This window comes from Candidatus Binatus sp. (genome assembly GCF_030646925.1).
Lineage (GTDB): Bacteria > Desulfobacterota > Binatia > Binatales > Binataceae > Binatus.
In genome coordinates this window covers 23407-40249 of the sequence record NZ_JAUSKL010000038.1, presented here as the reverse complement: position 1 = coordinate 40249, position 16843 = coordinate 23407, and the positions used below count along the sequence as shown (strand labels likewise).

At 61.4% G+C, this 16843-nt stretch carries 15 protein-coding genes; 12 read left to right on the top strand and 3 right to left on the bottom strand.

The window, feature by feature from the left end; genetic code table 11:
• Nucleotides 1–7: 7 nt before the first annotated feature.
• Nucleotides 8–1864, bottom strand: coding sequence for a malto-oligosyltrehalose trehalohydrolase (gene treZ / locus Q7S58_RS06390; RefSeq protein ID WP_304822229.1), 1857 nt, complete (start codon nucleotides 1862–1864; stop codon nucleotides 8–10).
• A gap of 228 nt (nucleotides 1865–2092) precedes the next feature.
• Here treZ and Q7S58_RS06385 point away from each other — a divergent pair, with 228 nt between their 5' ends.
• Nucleotides 2093–2995: an NAD(P)-dependent oxidoreductase gene (locus Q7S58_RS06385; protein ID WP_304822226.1), complete on the top strand. Its 903-nt coding sequence runs from the start codon at nucleotides 2093–2095 to the stop codon at nucleotides 2993–2995.
• A 220-nt stretch (nucleotides 2996–3215) separates the two neighbouring features.
• Here the strand turns inward: Q7S58_RS06385 and Q7S58_RS06380 are convergent, their stop codons facing one another.
• Nucleotides 3216–4136 carry a lysophospholipid acyltransferase family protein gene (locus Q7S58_RS06380; protein ID WP_304822223.1) on the bottom strand — a complete coding sequence of 307 codons (921 nt, stop codon included), beginning with the start codon at nucleotides 4134–4136 and terminating at the stop codon, nucleotides 3216–3218.
• An 84-nt stretch (nucleotides 4137–4220) separates the two neighbouring features.
• Nucleotides 4221–6803 carry a type II secretion system secretin GspD gene (gspD, locus tag Q7S58_RS06375; protein WP_304822220.1) on the bottom strand — a complete coding sequence of 861 codons (2583 nt, stop codon included), beginning with the start codon at nucleotides 6801–6803 and terminating at the stop codon, nucleotides 4221–4223.
• 210 nt (nucleotides 6804–7013) lie between these two features.
• Here gspD and Q7S58_RS06370 point away from each other — a divergent pair, with 210 nt between their 5' ends.
• The 11 genes from Q7S58_RS06370 to Q7S58_RS06320 all read left to right on the top strand — a co-directional run bounded on the left by Q7S58_RS06370 (nucleotide 7014) and on the right by Q7S58_RS06320 (nucleotide 16775).
• Complete coding sequence (locus Q7S58_RS06370) at nucleotides 7014–8294, top strand: ABC transporter permease (RefSeq protein ID WP_304822217.1); 1281 nt, start codon at nucleotides 7014–7016, stop codon at nucleotides 8292–8294.
• Nucleotides 8287–9018, top strand: coding sequence for an ABC transporter ATP-binding protein (locus tag Q7S58_RS06365; protein ID WP_304822214.1), 732 nt, complete (start codon nucleotides 8287–8289; stop codon nucleotides 9016–9018). Before Q7S58_RS06370 ends, Q7S58_RS06365 begins: the two co-directional genes overlap by 8 nt.
• A gap of 153 nt (nucleotides 9019–9171) precedes the next feature.
• Nucleotides 9172–11523: an outer membrane protein assembly factor BamA gene (gene bamA, locus Q7S58_RS06360; RefSeq protein WP_304822211.1), complete on the top strand. Its 2352-nt coding sequence runs from the start codon at nucleotides 9172–9174 to the stop codon at nucleotides 11521–11523.
• Between the two features lie 141 nt (nucleotides 11524–11664).
• Nucleotides 11665–12318: an OmpH family outer membrane protein gene (locus Q7S58_RS06355; protein WP_304822208.1), complete on the top strand. Its 654-nt coding sequence runs from the start codon at nucleotides 11665–11667 to the stop codon at nucleotides 12316–12318.
• Nucleotides 12319–12326: 8 nt separating this feature from the next.
• Nucleotides 12327–12782, top strand: a complete 456-nt coding sequence (fabZ, locus tag Q7S58_RS06350; protein WP_304822205.1) for a 3-hydroxyacyl-ACP dehydratase FabZ — start codon at nucleotides 12327–12329, stop codon at nucleotides 12780–12782.
• Nucleotides 12779–13570: an acyl-ACP--UDP-N-acetylglucosamine O-acyltransferase gene (gene lpxA, locus Q7S58_RS06345; protein ID WP_370655462.1), complete on the top strand. Its 792-nt coding sequence runs from the start codon at nucleotides 12779–12781 to the stop codon at nucleotides 13568–13570. Before fabZ ends, lpxA begins: the two co-directional genes overlap by 4 nt.
• Nucleotides 13563–14390, top strand: coding sequence for an LpxI family protein (locus tag Q7S58_RS06340; RefSeq protein WP_304822199.1), 828 nt, complete (start codon nucleotides 13563–13565; stop codon nucleotides 14388–14390). The genes lpxA and Q7S58_RS06340 overlap by 8 nt, the downstream gene beginning before the upstream one ends.
• Nucleotides 14383–15333, top strand: a complete 951-nt coding sequence (locus Q7S58_RS06335; protein WP_304822196.1) for a Gfo/Idh/MocA family protein — start codon at nucleotides 14383–14385, stop codon at nucleotides 15331–15333. Before Q7S58_RS06340 ends, Q7S58_RS06335 begins: the two co-directional genes overlap by 8 nt.
• A gap of 34 nt (nucleotides 15334–15367) precedes the next feature.
• Complete coding sequence (locus tag Q7S58_RS06330; protein WP_304822193.1) at nucleotides 15368–15814, top strand: Fe-S-containing protein; 447 nt, start codon at nucleotides 15368–15370, stop codon at nucleotides 15812–15814.
• Nucleotides 15815–15830: 16 nt separating this feature from the next.
• A complete protein-coding gene (locus Q7S58_RS06325) occupies nucleotides 15831–16448 on the top strand; it encodes an SCO family protein (RefSeq protein WP_304822190.1) in 618 nt (205 codons plus the stop codon).
• Between the two features lie 9 nt (nucleotides 16449–16457).
• Nucleotides 16458–16775, top strand: coding sequence for a hypothetical protein (locus Q7S58_RS06320; protein ID WP_304822187.1), 318 nt, complete (start codon nucleotides 16458–16460; stop codon nucleotides 16773–16775).
• Nucleotides 16776–16843 lie beyond the last annotated feature (68 nt).

Genomic DNA, 16843 nt, shown 5'->3' with positions numbered 1-16843 from the left:
TCGCCTACTAGCGTAAAGTCGATGCCAGCACGCTTGCAGAAAAGCCGGGGAGCCGCCAGCCGCGCTCGGATTCCGGATGAATCGCGCCCGAGCCCAGGTAGTCGCCGGATTCGCTTGACCATAGCAACCTCCACGCCCGGTCGGCGGGCGGAGCGATCAGCGGTTCCGGAACAATCTTCATCGGGAGTGCGCGGCCCAGATTGATCAGCAGCAAGCGATCGTCGCCGCCCTCGCCAAAGAATCGGAGCAAAAATGCGTCGGTGTCGAGCACCGCGCCATCGACCGACCTCGCTTGCGACGCAAACACGCGATCACCGCGGCGCAAAGCCAGCAGATCGCGATGCATCCTATAGGCCCATGCGTTGCGCTCGCGATCGCGAAAGTCCAGCTTCGAATTGAGGAACGTTTCGCGCGCCGACGGATCCGCTAAAAGATGAATCCGCTCGAGCGCCGCCACGCTTGGAAACTGGGCCATGAACTTACCGCGGCCCTCGCGAACCGCCGCGGCTAGCTCAGGTTGATGGTCGGCAAAGAACATGAAGCTGCTGTTCGCCGCGAACTCCTGGCCCTGGAACAGCATCGGCGTGTTAGGCGTAAGCAGCAGCAGCGCGGTCATCGCCTTGTAAAGACCGCGATTCGACATAAAGTGGCAGCGTTCGCCGCGTACGGAATTCGCAACCTGATCGTGATTTTGAATAAACGTGATGAATTGTTCCGGCTTGATACCGAGCGCCGCGCCGCCACGCGCGCCATGCCGCCACGCATAGCGCTGTCCCTGGTAAAGGAACCCGTGCTTAGCGCATGAGATGAATTCCTGCGGACGTCCGCCGTAGTCGGTGTAATAGGCTTCGTTCTGGCCGGTCATGGCTACCATCGCCGTATGATGAAAGTCGTCGTTCCACATAGCATCCAGGCCGTAGCCGCCTTGCGCGACAGGCCGGATCTGTCTTGCGTCTTGCAGTTCATTCTCGGCAACGACGACTGTGGCGCGCGAGCCGGCAGCTTTCCGAACAGCGCGTCCAACTTCGGTTAGTATGTGAGTCGGCGAGCTGTCGATTATTTGTTGCGTCGCATCCAGCCGCAAGCCATCGAAGTGAAATTCCTCGATCCAATAGCGAGCGTTGGTCGTAAAGAACTCGCGAACTGGTCCGGAGTACCGGCCTTCAAAATTCAGCGCCTCGCCCCAATCAGTGCGATAGCGATCGGTGAAGTAGTCATCGGCAAACTTCTTGAGATAGTTCCCATCAGGCCCGATATGGTTGTAAACGACATCCAGGATCACACCTATGGCAACCTGATGAGCGCGATCGATAAAGGCGCGCAAATCATCCGGCCTGCCATAGCAATGGTATGGCGCAAACAAATCGACACCATCGTAGCCCCAGCCAAAACTGCCGGCAAAATCAGCGACGGGCATCATCTCGATCACGGTGATACCCACCTTTGCCAGTTCCTCCAGTTGTTCAGCGGCGGCGGTCCAAGTGCCTTCAGGCGTAAAAGTGCCAACATGAAGTTCGTAGATAACCTGCCCTGACAGGGAGCATCCTTTCCAGTTCGAGTCACTCCATCGGTAGGACAACGGGTCGATTAACTCACTTGGTCCATGCGGCCCTTCAGGCTGAAAGCGGGAGCAAGGGTCGGGATATAGCTTCGCGTCGTCATCAAGCTGGAATCGGTACCGACTCCCCGCAGCTAGCTGTGACGCGACGCCGGCAAAGTATCCATCCTCATCGCGAGCCAGAGAGTACCTATCGCCCTGCTCGACCGCGACGCACACGCGCTTGCACTTAGGCGCCCAGACTCGAAAGTGCGCCGATCCACCCGCATCAATTTCCGCTCCGATCGGCAGGCGGCGTTGGTACATCAGATAAGTTCCTGACTGAGAATCAGCAATCCCGCTGGACAACCGAGCCATAGCGGGCGCGGTTCTTTGCGTTATGCTTTGGCAAGATCGGCTCGAAGTTCACGGAGTGCCTGCTCCCGGTCCTCTGATTCCTGGTTGATGCGTTCCACGCGTACTATTCAGGTTGATGACTGTGCTTCAATTCTTTCAAAAGGGACATTTTCAACCAAATCCCGTGGGGGCGAAGAAATGAACGATTCAGAAGCGAAGCGAACTACAGTAGCAATCATCGGCGCCGGCGAGATGGGCGCCGCCGTCGGCCAACGACTCCGCGAGACCGGGGCGCGCGTAATCACGACTCTGAAGGGCCGCAGTTCCGCGAGCGTCGAGCGAGTCGCCCGCGCGAGCCTGGAAATAATCGACGATGACGACGCGCTCGTGCGCGAGGCCGACTTTATTCTGTCGATCGTGCCGCCCGGCCAGGCGGAGACGGTGGCATCGCGCTTGCTCGCCTCGTTAAAAGCGCCCCGCAAGGCGACATTCGTCGAATGCAACGCGATTTCGCCCGCGACGATGCGCCGAATCGCTGAATCGCTCGCCGCCGCTCGATGCCGCGTGATCGACGCCGGCATCATCGGCGGCCCGCCTTCACCGGCGCGACCGCAGTCGGGGCCGCGCTTTTATGCCTCGGGCCCCGACGCGCAACTGCTAACCGGTCTTCGCGCGCATGGCCTCAACGTGAAGATTCTCGACGGTCCGATTGGCGCTGCTTCCGCATTCAAAATGTCGTATGGCGGCGTGACCAAGGGACTGATCGCGATCGGCGCCGCGATGTTCACTGCGGCATCGCATGAAGGCCTCGCAGCGCCGCTCTTCGACGAACTTGCGCAAAGTCAGCCCGCCCTGCTCGCATTTCTCAGCGCAGGAATTCCAAACATGTTTCCGAAGGCGTACCGATGGGTCGCCGAGATGGAGCAGATCGCCGAATTTCTCGGCGACGCCGAGGCGGGTTCTCAAATCTACTCCGGCGCAGCGCGATTGTACGAGCAAATCGCCGCCGATTGGGATCGCGATGCCGACGCGTCGCGATCGATTGCGCAACTCAGATCGTTTTTCGCGGCCGGGGATCGTATTAAGTCGTCAGGCGAATGACTTGGTCACGGCCGGCGACGCGCCCACCAGAACACGTCGCAGAGCGTGCCCGCACGACGCGATATAAACCATCGGCGGTTCGTGAGGGGGGATCGATCGCGGCCGGATTTTCGCCTGGCTCCGATTTCTGAACATCCGGATCGGAAGGTTTCTCGTCGCGTTCCATCCGACCCGGATTCTATCGAATGTCCTGGGCGTTCGAGAGATAAACCGCGCTCGATCAATAGAAGCGATGCTCTCCCGGCGGCCGCGTCTTCCAGCGCCGATGAATCCAGTTCCAGTGATCGGGATGTTCGCGAATCATCTGCTCGAGCGTGTTGGTGAAGCGCTGGGTATTCTCGCGCACGCATTCTTCGCGATCGCGGGTTTTCACGATCTCGATCTGCGGCAGGATTTTTATTTTGTGGCGAATCGTGTCGCCCTGCCGCACCATGAACACCGGCACGACCGGCGTGCCCATCGCCACCGCAAGCCGCGCCATCCCGTCGCTGGTCGAGGCGGGCTTGCCGAAGAAATCGACGAACACGCCTTTGCGCACGTCGAGATCGAGCGCGATCGCGATCATCCAGTTCTTGCGCAGCATCCGCAGCATCTCCGCGCCGCCCGCCTTACGCTCGATGACCCGATTTCCGTAGCGCACGCGTGCGCCGCATACGGCCGCGTCGATCAGCGGATTGCGCAGCGCCCGATGCACAATCGCGATGTGATAGCCGTAAATCGAATGCGCGAGCTGCAGCAGTTCGAAATTCCCGTAGTGACCGCTCAATACCAGCAGGCCGCGGCCCTTCGATTTCCGCTCGGCGTCGTCCCAGTGTTGCTTCCCTTCGTAGGTCGCGACGCGTTCGATCGTCGCGCGGCTGAGATCGCCGAAGTGGGTCCACTCGGCAAGCATCCTTCCCCAACTTTTGTACATCGCGCGCAAAATTCCGAGGCGCGCTTGCACTGTGTAATCCGGAAAGGCGATCTCGAGGTTGGTCAGCGCGATTCTGCGATTGGGACGATCGAAGTTCATCGCCCATCCACCGAGCCGCGCGCCGGCCCTCACCGCGCGCTCCAGCGGCATCGCTCGCAACGCCGCGACGACCGCCGCGATGCCGGTGTATTCGATTCGAGCCTGAACGGCACCTATCTGTCGCGCCATGTGGGTTTTGAAGATGCTCCAACATGGAAGCGGCGCGCAAGCGAATTGCCGCCGCGCGCCGCGTCGCAGGTTGAGGAGTCTATGCTAGGGCGCAATCGCGGGAGTGACCCCCGTCCGCGCGGCGTTCAGAGCGCTCGATGGCGCGGCGTATCTGGTGGAGGCTGCCGCACCGCCGCTCGAAACAGCTCCCGCGCCCGAATCAAACGGCGCCGGCGCGCGATTCGAGTTGTTCATCGAGGTCGGCCCAATCTCGGTCGTGTTGAACGGCGTATCGGTACTGTTGCCCGGCGCCACGCGGCGCGCGCCCGGGTTCTCGGGCCCCGGCGCAACTGGCGCTGCGTTGTAAGGTGCATTCAGGTCCGCATCGGGCGACACCGGAATCGAGAAACTCGGCTTGTACACCTCGTGAATCTGCGAGGCCGGCATATCGTGGACTTCCTTGCGGCCGAGCGAATTGACGAACCTCTGCCGTTCGTCCAGCGCGAGCGATCGCAGATCTGTCTTGTTGCGGACCACGTGCGGCGTAAGGAACACAATCAGGTTGTCCTTCTGCCGATCGTTGCTCTTGCTGCTGAACAGGTTGCCGATCACCGGGATGCTCGAAAGAAAGGGTACGCCCTGGTTTTGAATTTGATCCTGGCTCGCGAGCAGCCCGCCAATCACGGCCGTGCGATGGTTCTGAATCAGCACCGTCGTCGAGGCGGATCTGATCGTAGTCGTCGGTCCCAGGGTGTTGGTCTGCGTGCCATTCACCACGTTGGAAACTTCCTCGTAAAGATCGAGCTTCACGTAGTCGCCTTCGGAAACCTGCGGAACGATATCGAGCGTGATACCGACGTTCTGCCGCGCGACCGAGTTGAAGATCTGTCCGGGCAGACCCGCGTTGGCCGCCGCCGAGCCGACGAACGGCAGATTCTGGCCGACCACGATCATCGCCTCTTCGTTGTCCGCGGTCAGCAGCGTCGGCGCCGACAGGATATTCGTATGCGTGTCGGTTTCGAGCGCGGTCAGCAGCGCGATATCGCACGGAACGCTAACCGTGCCGGCCGTGGCGCCGGCGGTCGCGGCAACTGCACTCGGGATGGTGCAAAGGCTGCCCGACGCCAGGCCGAGTCCGAGTCCGCTCAGTCCGAGCGGATTGCCCAGGGCCGATTGCAACTGCCCGAAATTAAGCGTGCCGAAACCGATCGTGCTGCCGCTGATGTTGGTCGCAGCCTGAAAATTTATCCCGAGCTGGCGTTGGCGTTCGGCCGATACTTCCACCAGTACCGCCTGCACGAAAATCTGCACGCGCGGAACGTCGAGGTCGTCGATAATTTGCTTGAGCGTTTGCCAATCCTGCGGCGACGCACTGATAACCATCGCGTTGGTCGCGGGGTCGGCCGTCACATTCACCGGATAAGTGAAATCGATACTCTTGCCGCCAGTGCTGGCCGACGCTGTCCCGCCCATGCCCCCGCCAGACATCCCTCGGCCACGCATCATGCCGCCACCGCCACCGCCGCCACCACCATAGCCGCCACCGCCCATGCCACCCATGCCCATCCCACCGCCGCCGTATCCGCCGCCGCCCATGCCGCCGCCCATCCCCCCCATGCCGCCGCCACCGAATCCGCCCCCGCCGAATCCGGCGCCACCCATACCGCCGCCGCCGCCGTAGTTGCCGAGCGAGCTGCCGCGGCCCAGCGAGCCTCGACCCGTCATGGGCGAGAGGGTGCTAGGTCCACTGCCTCCATTGAGCAGGTTGTTGAGCACCATCACCATCCCGAGCGCTTGCGCATTTTTTAGCCGATATACGTGAATGCGCGAGGTCGCGTTGGGCGGCGACACATCGAGTTTCGACACGATTTCATTGATCTGGCGCATCGGAATCGGCCCGGCCAGCACGATCAGCGAATTGGTCCGCTCGTCGGCGATAACCTTGAATCCGTTGGCCGCGCCTTGCGCCGACGGCGCCACCGCACCCATCGCCTGGCGGCCAGGCGCCGAGCTTCCGCCGCCGGTACTGCGCGCGTCCATGATCTGCTGGATTTCGGGCGCCAGTTCCGCCGCGAACGCGAGCTTCAGCGGGATCACATTCACCGCCTGCTGCTCACCGCGCACGTCGAGGCTGCCGATAATCGTGAGCAGCCGCTCGACGTTGTAGGCGTCATCGGTGATGATCAGCGTATTGTCGCCGGGAAAAGCCGCGATCAATCCGTCGTGCGAGATCATCGGCTGGATCACGCTCACCAGCGAGCCCGCATCGACATTCTTAAGCCGCACCATGCGCGTGACGTATTCGTCGCCCTTGCTCTGAGCGGGTTCCTGCGACTTGGTCAGCGCCGCCGACGACCGCACGTTGCGCGCAGGCACAATCTTGATCACCTTGCCCGCCTGCACCGTGGTGAATCCCTTGACCTGCAGCACGGATTGAAAAATCGAATAGGCCTGCTCGGGCGTCACCTTGGTCGGCGAGATGATTGTAACCTTGCCGCGCACGCTTTCGTCGATTACGAAGTTGCGGCCGGTAATTTCGCTGATGAACTTGGCCAATACCGGCAGGTCCACGTTCTGAAAGTTCATCGTGATCTGATTCGATGAGGGATCGGGTTCAGCCGAAGAGGGTGCGGCTGAACCAAGGAACAACATCGCGGCGGCCAGCGCCAAAAACAAATTGCGGCTCATGCGAGCTTCCTCCGCAGTTTCGTGTAAACTTCGTGAGCTTATTTCAGCGTCGCGCGGCTCCGCAACCGCGTGATATTGCAAATGCGCCGACGCTCGGCGACTATGACGAAAGCCAACCTGCTTTGATTCAATGGACTTTCGAGTTAGACCCATTTGGCGCGGATGCGCAAGGGCGCGCCATCCCGGCCGCCTCGGTGGAATGGTAACGCGTTGCGCTTCGAATTCCTGATAGGACTGCGTTACCTGCGCGCGCGCCGCCGCGAGCGCTTCGTTTCACTGATCGCGATCATTTCGCTCGCGGGGGTTACGCTCGGCACTTTTACCCTGACCGTCGCGCTCTCCGTGATGAGCGGATTCCAGGAAGATCTGCGCAATCGGCTGCTCGCCTTCACTCCGCAAATCACCATCGAGCGCACCGACGGACACGTCTGGAATCCCAGTGACCTTGCGAGCAAGCTCGCCGCGATCCCCGAAATTGCGGCGACGGCGCCTTTCGTTACGTCGCAGGTGATGGCGGTGTCGAGCACCGCGGCCGGGACGCCCGGTTATGTCTCCGGCGGAGTATTGCGCGCGCTCGAGCCGCACGCGAATCCGGTGCTGAAGGAACTCAAGGACACGCTCGAGCGCGGCAGTCTCGCCGGTCTCGAGACGATGCACAAAGTTACGATCGTCGATCACGGCGCCAAGCGCGAAGTCGAGTTGCCCGGCGCGATCATCGGCCGATCGCTCGCGATGGAACTCGGCATCCAGCCCGGCGACCCGGTGATACTCATCTCGCCCGCGAGTCTCGGCGCGGGAATCGGGCCGCCGCGGCTCAAGCGCTTCGTGGTGGCCGGCTATTTTCACTCAGGCATGTACGAATTCGATTCGTCGCTGGTGTTCGTCGCGCTGAAAGATGGACGCACACTGCTCGCCGACGATCCGCAGCTCGAGAGCGGCCTCGAATTGCGCTTGACCAACATGTTCGACGCGCCCGCGTTGCGCAGCCGTATCGAGGCGATCGCCGGCCCTGAGTTCCAGGTGAACGATTGGACGCAGGCCAACGCGCCGCTCTTCTCCGCGCTCAAACTCGAAAAATTCACCTACTTCATGGTGCTGCTGCTGATCGTGCTGGTCGCCGCGTTCAACATCATCGCAACGCTGGTGATGGTCGTGATGGAACGCCGCAAGGAGATCGCGATCCTGCGCGCGATGGGCGCGCGGGCCGCCTCGGTCGCCTCGATTTTTCTCTGCGAGGGCGCCGCCCTCGGCATCATCGGCACCGTGATCGGCGTCGGCGCGGGCTACCTGACGTCATTCATGATCGGCAAGTACCAGTTGATTCATCTGCCCGCCGATTTGTTCATGGTGAGCGCAGTGCCGGTGCGGCTCTATCCGATCAACTTCGTGCTGGTCGCGGTGGCCACGATTGTGCTCTGCGTGATCGCCTCGATTTACCCGGCCTTGCAGGCGCGCTCGCTCTCCCCGGTCGAGGTGATTCGCTATGAGTAAGGCGCGCGGGCCGGCCGCGGCGCGAATCGCGAACACTGCGCAGCCGCTGATCGAGGTGCGCGGCCTCGACAAAACCTTCTACGATGCGGGCCGCGAGATTCGCGTGCTCCGCGGGCTCGATCTTTCGGTGCAGGCGGGCGAAGAGATCGCGATCGTCGGCGAGTCCGGCACCGGCAAATCGACGCTGCTGCACATTATCGGCAGCCTCGAGGCTCCGACTGCGGGCAAGGTGTTTTTTGAGGGCGAAGATTTGTTCGCGCTCGATCAGAAATCGCTCGCCGAATTCCGCAACCTGAAGCTCGGCTTCGTGTTTCAGTTTCACTATCTCCTGGCTGATTTTACGGCGCTCGAAAATGTCATGATGCCCGAATTGATCAGCCGGATGCCCGACGACCAGGCCGCTCGAATTGCCACCGAGATGTTGCAACTGGTCGGCCTCGGCGACAAACTCTCGCGCAGACCCGCCGAACTGTCCGGTGGCGAGCAGCAGCGGGTCGCGGTGGCGCGGGCGGTCGTGCTGCGGCCCAAGCTTCTGCTGGCCGATGAACCGACCGGCAACTTGGATCCGCGTACCGCTGATGAAATTCACGAGCTATTTCACCGGCTCAATCGCGAGCTCGGCATCACGTTGGTGATCGCAACTCATAACGAACGGCTCATGCGCAGCGTTGGCCGCGCACTCCGTCTGCAAGAAGGAAAATTGTTCGACGAACCGAACGCCTGACAATCCAGTCCGCGCGGGCCTGCCGATGAGACGTGCTCGCAACGCCGGATTCGCTCGCGGACGATTTACATGGATCGCGCGATTGGCTAGGTTGGTCGCCGTTTTCAGTGTGGTTGAGTGAGAGTGGGAAAGTTATGCGCGCGATCAAAATGCGTGCCCGCCAGCTTCGCAATCGCGTCGATGCTGGCGGCCGTCTTCTTCACGGCGATCGCCCTCGCCCAGGGCAAACCGATCGTCTCGAAGGTCGAGATTGCAGGTAACCAGCGCGTCGAGGACGACGCGATCCTCATCCACATCACGCAGCAGGCCGGCCAGCCGCTCGACGCCGCCGCCGTCGATCAGGACATCAAGTCGATCTACAAGATGGGCTTCTTCGACAACGTCGGAGTTAAAAAAATCGCCCAGCCGAACGGCTCGATTATTCTCGTTTACCAGGTCAAGGAGCGGCCGCAGATCACCGACGTCAAGTTTTACGGGATGAAGGCGATTCGCTTCAATGACGACAAGGTCGTCACCGCGACCAAGATCCATCCCGGCGCGATCCTCGATCCCACCGCGGTCAAGGAAACGATCAATGGCGTCACGCAGATCTACCAGGCGATGGGCTATCTCGACGCCAAGGTGACCTTCAAGCCAATCCTGCAGCCCGACAACACCGCGTTCGGCGAGTTCGACGTGGTCGAGGGTCCAAAGGTTGAAGTCTCGGACATCAAGTTCGAAGGCAACAAAGCATTTTCAGCGAGCACGCTGCGCGCGAACATGCAGACCAAGACCCACCTGCCGATTCTCAGTTCCTTCACCAGTTGGGGCACGCTCGACCAGACCAAGCTGAATGACGACACCGATCGGCTGACCGCGTTCTACTACGACAGCGGCTACCTCAACATCCACATCGATCAGCCACGAATCGAGCGCCACGGCAATAATATCGCGATCGTGATCACCGTCGATGAAGGCCAGCCGTATCGCGTCGGACGGGTCGCGGTCGAGGGCAATCTGAAATATCCGCGGCGCGAATTAAGAAAGCTGCTCACTCTCAAAAAAGGCGAGTTGTTTCGCGGCTCCGCGATGCAGCGCAACGTGCTCGCGCTGTCGGACTTCTACTCGAACCGCGGATACGCCTACGTCAACGTCGATCCGCGCACTCAGCTCAATCAAACCACCAAAACGATTAACGTCACCTTCATCATCAATCCGGGCCACGAAGTCCTGATCGATCGCATCAATATCACCGGCAACAACAAGACCTCCGACAAGGTTATCCGGCGCGAAATCCAGGTACAGGAGCAGGAACCTTATTCCGCCGAGGGCATCCGCTATTCGAAGCAGCGGCTCGATCGCTTGGGATTTTTCAGCGACACCCGGATCACGACTTCGCCGTCGTCCCAGCCCGACAAGATCAATCTCGACGTAGCCGTCACCGAGACCAACACCGCGTCGTTCCGCGTCGCCGGCGGATTCGACAGCTACCAGTCGCTATTCGGCACCTTCACCCTCGGCAACACCAATCTGTTTGGCGGCGGTGAATCGCTGATCCTGAACGCGCAGATCGGCTTCCTCTTCCAGAACTACAGCATCAGCTACACGGAGCCGTGGTTCCTCGATATTCCGCTCGGCGTCGGCGTGCAGCTCTTCGCCAACAAGACCTACTTTTTGAGCTTCAACCGGTCTTCGACTGGCTTCACGTTGAATTCGACCTACCCGCTGACTGAATTGGGCTTCAAGAAGCTCGGGCCGTTCTCGCTCAAGGATGTGAGCGCGGGCCTGGCCTATTCATTTCAGAGCATCGGCATCACGGGACTCAGTCCGCTCACGACTTACCAGATTGCCCGTTACAAGGGTTATACGCAGACTTCTCAGATTACGCCGTCGATTCGCCGCTTCACGGTGGACAATCCGATCGATCCCCGCACCGGCACGATCGCCTCGCTCAATATGCAGATCGGCGGTATCGGCGGCGGCGAGGCGTTCCTCAAGGGCGTCTTTCACGGCCGCTACTTCTATCCATTCATCAAGAGCCAGACCTTCGGCTCGTGGGTGATATCGCAAGGCATCACGTTCGGCATCGGCACCGACCTCAATAGCGGCACGGCGGGTGAGCTGCCGCTATACGAGCGGTTCTTCCCGGGCGGTCTCGGCGGCTCCGGCGATATCCGCGGCTATCAACTGTATTCGGTGGCGCCGCAGGTAACGCTGTACAACTCGGCGGGCGTGCCGATCAGCGTGCAGACGGTCGGCGGCAGCAAGGAATTGATCTTCAGCAACGAGATTACCTTTCCGATTCTCTCGGGCCTCGGAATTCGCGGCGTGGTCTTCACCGATGCGGGCAATTCGTTCCGGCTGCGCGACTCGATGAACCTCACCGATTTGCAGGCTTCGTACGGATTCGGCGTGCGCTGGAAGTCGCCGTTCGGGCCGATCGGTGTTGACCTCGCCTTCCCGATCAATCCACGGCCGGCCGACCTCGCCACCGTCTTCGAGTTCGGCGCTGGCGCGCCGTTGTAGGCGTGGACCTCGAACGCGCGCCGATTCTCAGGTGCCGTCCGAGGCGCAAATCGTGTAGATTTGTTGCTCGCGATTGAGGCATCATTCACTTTCGGTGTTGAAGCGCAAGATCGTTCAATGGCAGGAGGCTTTTCACGCGGTATGAGGCAACGGTTTTTCATCGGTGCGTTGGTTTCGCTGTTATTGACCGCAATCCCGGCACGCGCCGAAGTGAAGCTCGCATACGTCGACGTGCAGCGGGCGCTCAACGAGTGCGACGCCGGCAAAAAAGCCAAGGGCGAATTTCAGGGGCGCGTCGAAACCCTCGAATCGCGCCTGCAACGGCAGCAGAACGAGGTCCAGTCCCTCAAGGACGAGATCGAGAAGAAAGGCATGCTGATGAATCCCGATCAGCGCCAATCGCTGCAGGACCAATACGTCGCCAAGCTCAAGAACTTCGAGCGCGACTACAAGGATTCCAAGGACGAACTGCAGCGCAAGGACAATGAGATCACCGCCAAAATTGTCCACGATCTCGCGCAAGTGATTCGCACCATCGGCGAGCGTGACGGCTACACGATGGTGATGGAAAAAGGATCGATCCTGTGGGGTACCCCCGCCATCGACGTCACCGATCAATTGATTCGCAGCTACAACCAGATGCACGTGCAGATCGGCACGCTGGGCGAATCCACGCGCGGCGGCGTCGGATTGGGCGGCGGCGGAGTCACCCGTTCCAGCGCCGAACAGGCCGGAGCGCGCCCGCCGTCGGACTTCGGCTCGGCCGCCACCAAACGATCCACGATCTCGAAGTGAGTGCTCCGATGGCTGACGACGCAAGAGCCGCCGAGCTGCAGCGCGTGCTCGGGCTGCTGCCGCATCGCTATCCCTTCCTGCTGGTCGATCGAATCCTTAAGCTCGAAAAGGGCCGCGTGATGACGCTCAAGAACGTCACCTTCAACGAGCCCTTTTTCGCCGGCCATTTCCCTGAGCATCCCGTGATGCCCGGCGTGTTGATTGTCGAGGCGCTAGCGCAGTCGGCGGCGATTCTCGCGCTGAACGAAGTGGGCGGCGATCCGAAACGGCTCTTCATGCTGACCGGGCTCGACAAAGTTCGCTTTCGGCGCCGCGTGATTCCCGGCGATCAGTTGCGCATGGAAGTTACCATCATCAAGTTTCACCGCCCGCTGTGGCGGATGCAGGCCACCGCCAAGGTCGAAAACGAGCTGGCTGCGCAGGCCGAACTGTCTGCGATGGAAGTCGAGGAGCAAGTCCGATAGCGGGCCGAATCCATCCCTCAGCCGTCATCGATCCGCGCGCTGAAATCGACTCGAGCGTTGATGTCGGTCCCGGCGCGGTGATTGGGCCAGCAGTAAATATCGGCGCTGACACCGTAGTGGGTCCGAACGTCGTGATCGACAGCCTCACCACGATCGGCCGGCGCAACCGGATTTTTCCTTTCGCAGTTGTCGGCGCAGCAACCCCCGATTTGAAATTCCACGGCGAGCCCGCGACGCTCGAAATCGGCGACGACAACACGATCCGCGAGTTCACGTCGATTCATCGCGGCACCGAAGTCGGCGGGATGCGCACGCTCATCGGCAATCACGTGCTGGTGATGCCCTACGTGCACATCGCGCACGATTGCTTCATCGGCGACCATTGCATCCTGGTGAACTCGACTCAGCTCGGCGGCCATTGCGTGATCGAGGAGTTCGCCAACCTCGAAGGCATGAGCGGCGTGCATCAGTTCTGCCGCGTCGGCGCATACTCGCTGGTCGCGGCGGGCGCGAAAGTCGCGCAGGACGTGCCGCCGTTTGCGATGGTTGCCGGCGATCGCGCGCGCCTGGCCGGCGTCAATGAAATCGGCTTGCAGCGCCGCGGCTTCAGCGCCGAGACCATCTCTGCGATCAAGTCCGCGACCCGCATGCTCTTTTTTTCCAAGCTGCTCCGCGAGGAAGCTATCGCTAAAGCGCTCGAGGAATACGGCGACCTGCCCGAAGTGCGGCGCCTCGTAGATTTCATCAACAACTCGAAGCGCGGAGTCGTCGGCCGCAAGCGTGAATAAGCTAGGGCTCATCGCGGGCAACGGCGTTTTTCCGCTCGAAGTCGCAGCGGGTGCGCGCAAACGCGGAATCAAGGTCATCGCAGTGGCTCATCTCAACGAAAGCGATCGCGCGATCGACTCGATCGCCGATGACGTCACCTGGATCAAAGTCGGCGAGCTGCAAAAAATAATCGATGCGTTCAACCGCGCCGGCGTGAGTGAAGCTGCGATGGCGGGCGGCATCTCGCGCGCGCGCCTCAAAGATTCATTCGCGCCCGATGCGCGCGCACTCGCGATGCTCGCCAGTATCGGACGCTTCAGTGACGACGCGGTGCTCCGCGGCGTCGCGCGCGAAGTCGAGCGCGAAGGCATCCGCATGATCGATCCGGTCCCGATGATCGAGCATTGGCTCGCGCCGGCCGGAATCGCCGCAGGCCCGGCGCCGAGCGAGGCGCAACTGCGCGATCTCGATCTGGCATTCGCGGTGGCGCGGCAACTCGGCAGCTTCGATATCGGACAGACCGTTGCGGTTCGCGATGGGGTCGTGGCCGCGGTCGAAGCTGTCGAGGGCACCGACGGGGCGCTCAGGCGCGCAGCCGCGATGGTCGGCGCGGGACTCGTCGTCGCGAAAGCCGCCAAACCCGGACAGGACCTCCGCTTCGACCGCCCCGCAATAGGGCCCGCGACGATCGATCTGCTTGGCGAGATCGGCGCCGCGCTGGTCGGCATCGAAGCGGGCATCGCGCTGATTCTCGAATGCGATCGCACGCTCGATTTGGCGCGTGCGAAAAATATAGCCGTTTTCGGACATACCTGGACTACGCGAAGCGGTGATGCCTGAACTGCGCGCAGCGGTCATCGGCGCCGGACGCCTCGGCACCTTGCACGCCCGCAAGTATGCCGCGATACCCGGCGTCACGGTCGCGCACGTCGTGGACATTGACCGCGATCGCGCGGCGCAAGTCGCGGCCGAAGTCGGCGCATCGCCGCTCACCGACTATCGCGAGCTCGCGGGCGCCGTCGATCTGGTCACGGTCGCGTCGCCCGGAATCACTCATCACGAAATCGCATCCGCGATGCTCTCGTCCGGCATCGATGTGTTGCTCGAAAAGCCGATGGCGACGACGCTCGCGGAGGCGCGTCAACTCGCCGACCTCGCATCGTCAGGCGGCAGGATTCTTCAGATCGGCCACCTCGAACGCTTCAATCCCGCCGTCGTGCGACTGCATTCGCTCGTAAAAAATCCGCGCTTCGTCGAATGCCATCGACTCGCGCCCTTCACCGAGCGCGGCACCGACGTGGACGTTGTGCTCGATCTGATGGTGCACGATCTCGACGTAATCATGTCGGTTGCGCCGTCGGAGGTCGCGTCGCTCGAAGCAGTTGGCGTCGCGATCCTCACCGATCGCATCGATCTAGCCAACGCGCGCATTCGTTTCAGGAGCGGGCTTATCGCGAACCTTGTGACGAGCCGAGTTTCGGCGCGGCGCGAGCGCAAGATTCGCTTCTTCCAGCCCGACGCGTACATCTCGGTCGATTACGAGGCGCGCCGCATCCAGATTTATCGGAAGAGTCCGCCCTCCCCCGGCTCGAACTTTCCAACCATCTCGGCCGAGCAGATCGATCTCGCGGAAAGCGACCCGCTCGCCGACGAGGTCAGATCTTTTGTCGACGCGGTGCGCACTCGCGCAACTCCGGCGGTGAGCGCCGACGATGGACTCCGCGTGATGGAACTCAGCGAGCGAATCAAGGAAGTGATGCTGACCGAGGCGGCGGCTTCTTGACGATGCGCGCGCTGTAAGCCAGCATCTTGGTCCAATGCGATTGCTCAGATTCAAAATTGCCGCGGGCGCCGCGCTTGCCGTCGGCGCGATCTACCTGGCGGTCTCCGCCACCTCGAACTGCTCAGCCGTCAGCGGCAATGGCAACGTGAACGTCAACATCGCGAGTCTGCTGCGCGGACACGCGAAGATGTTCTGCTACACCGACGACGCCGGCAAAAAATTGCGCTTCGTGCTGGCGCGCGGGATGGACGGCGAGGTGCGTTCCGTGTTCGACGCATGCCGGCAGTGCTTCACGTTTCATCGCGGTTACCAGGTCGTTGCGGGCGAATTGATTTGCCGCGTGTGCGGCAACCATTACGCGATCGATCGCATGGCCGAGGGCAAAGCGTCGTGCGTGCCGGAGCGACTGCCGCACGAAGGCAACGCGCAGACGGTCAAAATCAAAACTTCAGATTTGAGCGCAGGCCGCGCGCTTTTCTAGTAGCAAGTCGAATCCAATGGCTGAACACCGCGCCATGAATCACGCACGCGCGATGCTGGCGAGCGCCGGACTCGCGCTGCTGATCGCGCTCGCGATCGCGGGATGCAATCGCGAAGCAGTCGGCGACTATCCTGCCGCGAACGAAACCAATGGCCTGCCCGCGATCAGTCTGACAGACCAGCACGGCAACTCGGTGTCTCTTGCATCGCTAAAGGGCAAGCCAGTGCTGGTCGATTTCATTTATACGTCGTGCGCATCGACGTGTCCGAGGCTCACCGCCAAGATGGTGGAGGTTGCGCGCGAACTCGGACCCGAACTCGGCGAAAAGGCCACGATCATTTCGATCACGCTCGATCCCGAGCATGACAGCCCCGCGGAACTCGCGAAGTATGCGAAGGTGCAAGGCGCCGACGAACGCGGATGGCTTTTTCTGACGGGGCCGCCGGCGCAAATCGACCAGGTGCTGGCACTGTACAAGCTGCGGCGCGATCGCGAGAGCGACGGCTCGGTCACGCACTCGGTGTCGGCGTTTTTGCTCGGGCCGGACGGCCGCCAGATGCGCCAGTACAACGCCCTCGACGTAAGTGCGAAGTCGGTGGCGGCCGACGTGAACGCCGTGCTGAGCAAAGGCTAGATTGCGTTCATGGCGACGGCGCTCACGATGAATCGAATCGCGCTGCGGCAACTCGCCGCGGCGATCGCGATCGTCATGATGGCCGCGAGTCTGCCATCGATTGGCGTGATCGTGATCGCGGAGAAGTCGGGGCCGTCGCTGACGATGGACATCTGCCATCCGCTGCAGGCTGCGGATCAATCTCCGACGGTGACCCTGCTCGCGCGGTCCGCGCCGCGAATAATTGGCTACGACGATGTTTCACGTGAAACCTTCCTGCCGGTTGTGCCTGTTTTGAAGGGCAAAATCGTCGTGTTCCCGGATTCGCCCCCGCCCAAGCTGGCCTAGAGTCGCGCTTTTTCTCCTCTTCGGTACGAACATTTAGCGAAGTTTTGCAGCCATTTCGCCAAGGTTGC

What these genes read in the sequence shown, in the direction of transcription:
- Q7S58_RS06385 (WP_304822226.1), top strand. Translation starts at nt 2,093, where the DNA reads ATGAACGATTCAGAAGCGAAGCGAACTACAGTAGCAATCATCGGCGCC.
- fabZ (WP_304822205.1), top strand. Translation starts at nt 12,327, where the DNA reads ATGGCTGACGACGCAAGAGCCGCCGAGCTGCAGCGCGTGCTCGGGCTG.
- Q7S58_RS06335 (WP_304822196.1), top strand. Translation starts at nt 14,383, where the DNA reads ATGCCTGAACTGCGCGCAGCGGTCATCGGCGCCGGACGCCTCGGCACC.
- Q7S58_RS06355 (WP_304822208.1), top strand. Translation starts at nt 11,665, where the DNA reads ATGAGGCAACGGTTTTTCATCGGTGCGTTGGTTTCGCTGTTATTGACC.
- gspD (WP_304822220.1), bottom strand. Translation starts at nt 6,803, where the DNA reads ATGAGCCGCAATTTGTTTTTGGCGCTGGCCGCCGCGATGTTGTTCCTT.
- Q7S58_RS06365 (WP_304822214.1), top strand. Translation starts at nt 8,287, where the DNA reads ATGAGTAAGGCGCGCGGGCCGGCCGCGGCGCGAATCGCGAACACTGCG.
- Q7S58_RS06325 (WP_304822190.1), top strand. Translation starts at nt 15,831, where the DNA reads ATGGCTGAACACCGCGCCATGAATCACGCACGCGCGATGCTGGCGAGC.
- Q7S58_RS06320 (WP_304822187.1), top strand. Translation starts at nt 16,458, where the DNA reads ATGGCGACGGCGCTCACGATGAATCGAATCGCGCTGCGGCAACTCGCC.
- treZ (WP_304822229.1), bottom strand. Translation starts at nt 1,864, where the DNA reads ATGTACCAACGCCGCCTGCCGATCGGAGCGGAAATTGATGCGGGTGGA.
- Q7S58_RS06330 (WP_304822193.1), top strand. Translation starts at nt 15,368, where the DNA reads ATGCGATTGCTCAGATTCAAAATTGCCGCGGGCGCCGCGCTTGCCGTC.
- Q7S58_RS06380 (WP_304822223.1), bottom strand. Translation starts at nt 4,136, where the DNA reads ATGGCGCGACAGATAGGTGCCGTTCAGGCTCGAATCGAATACACCGGC.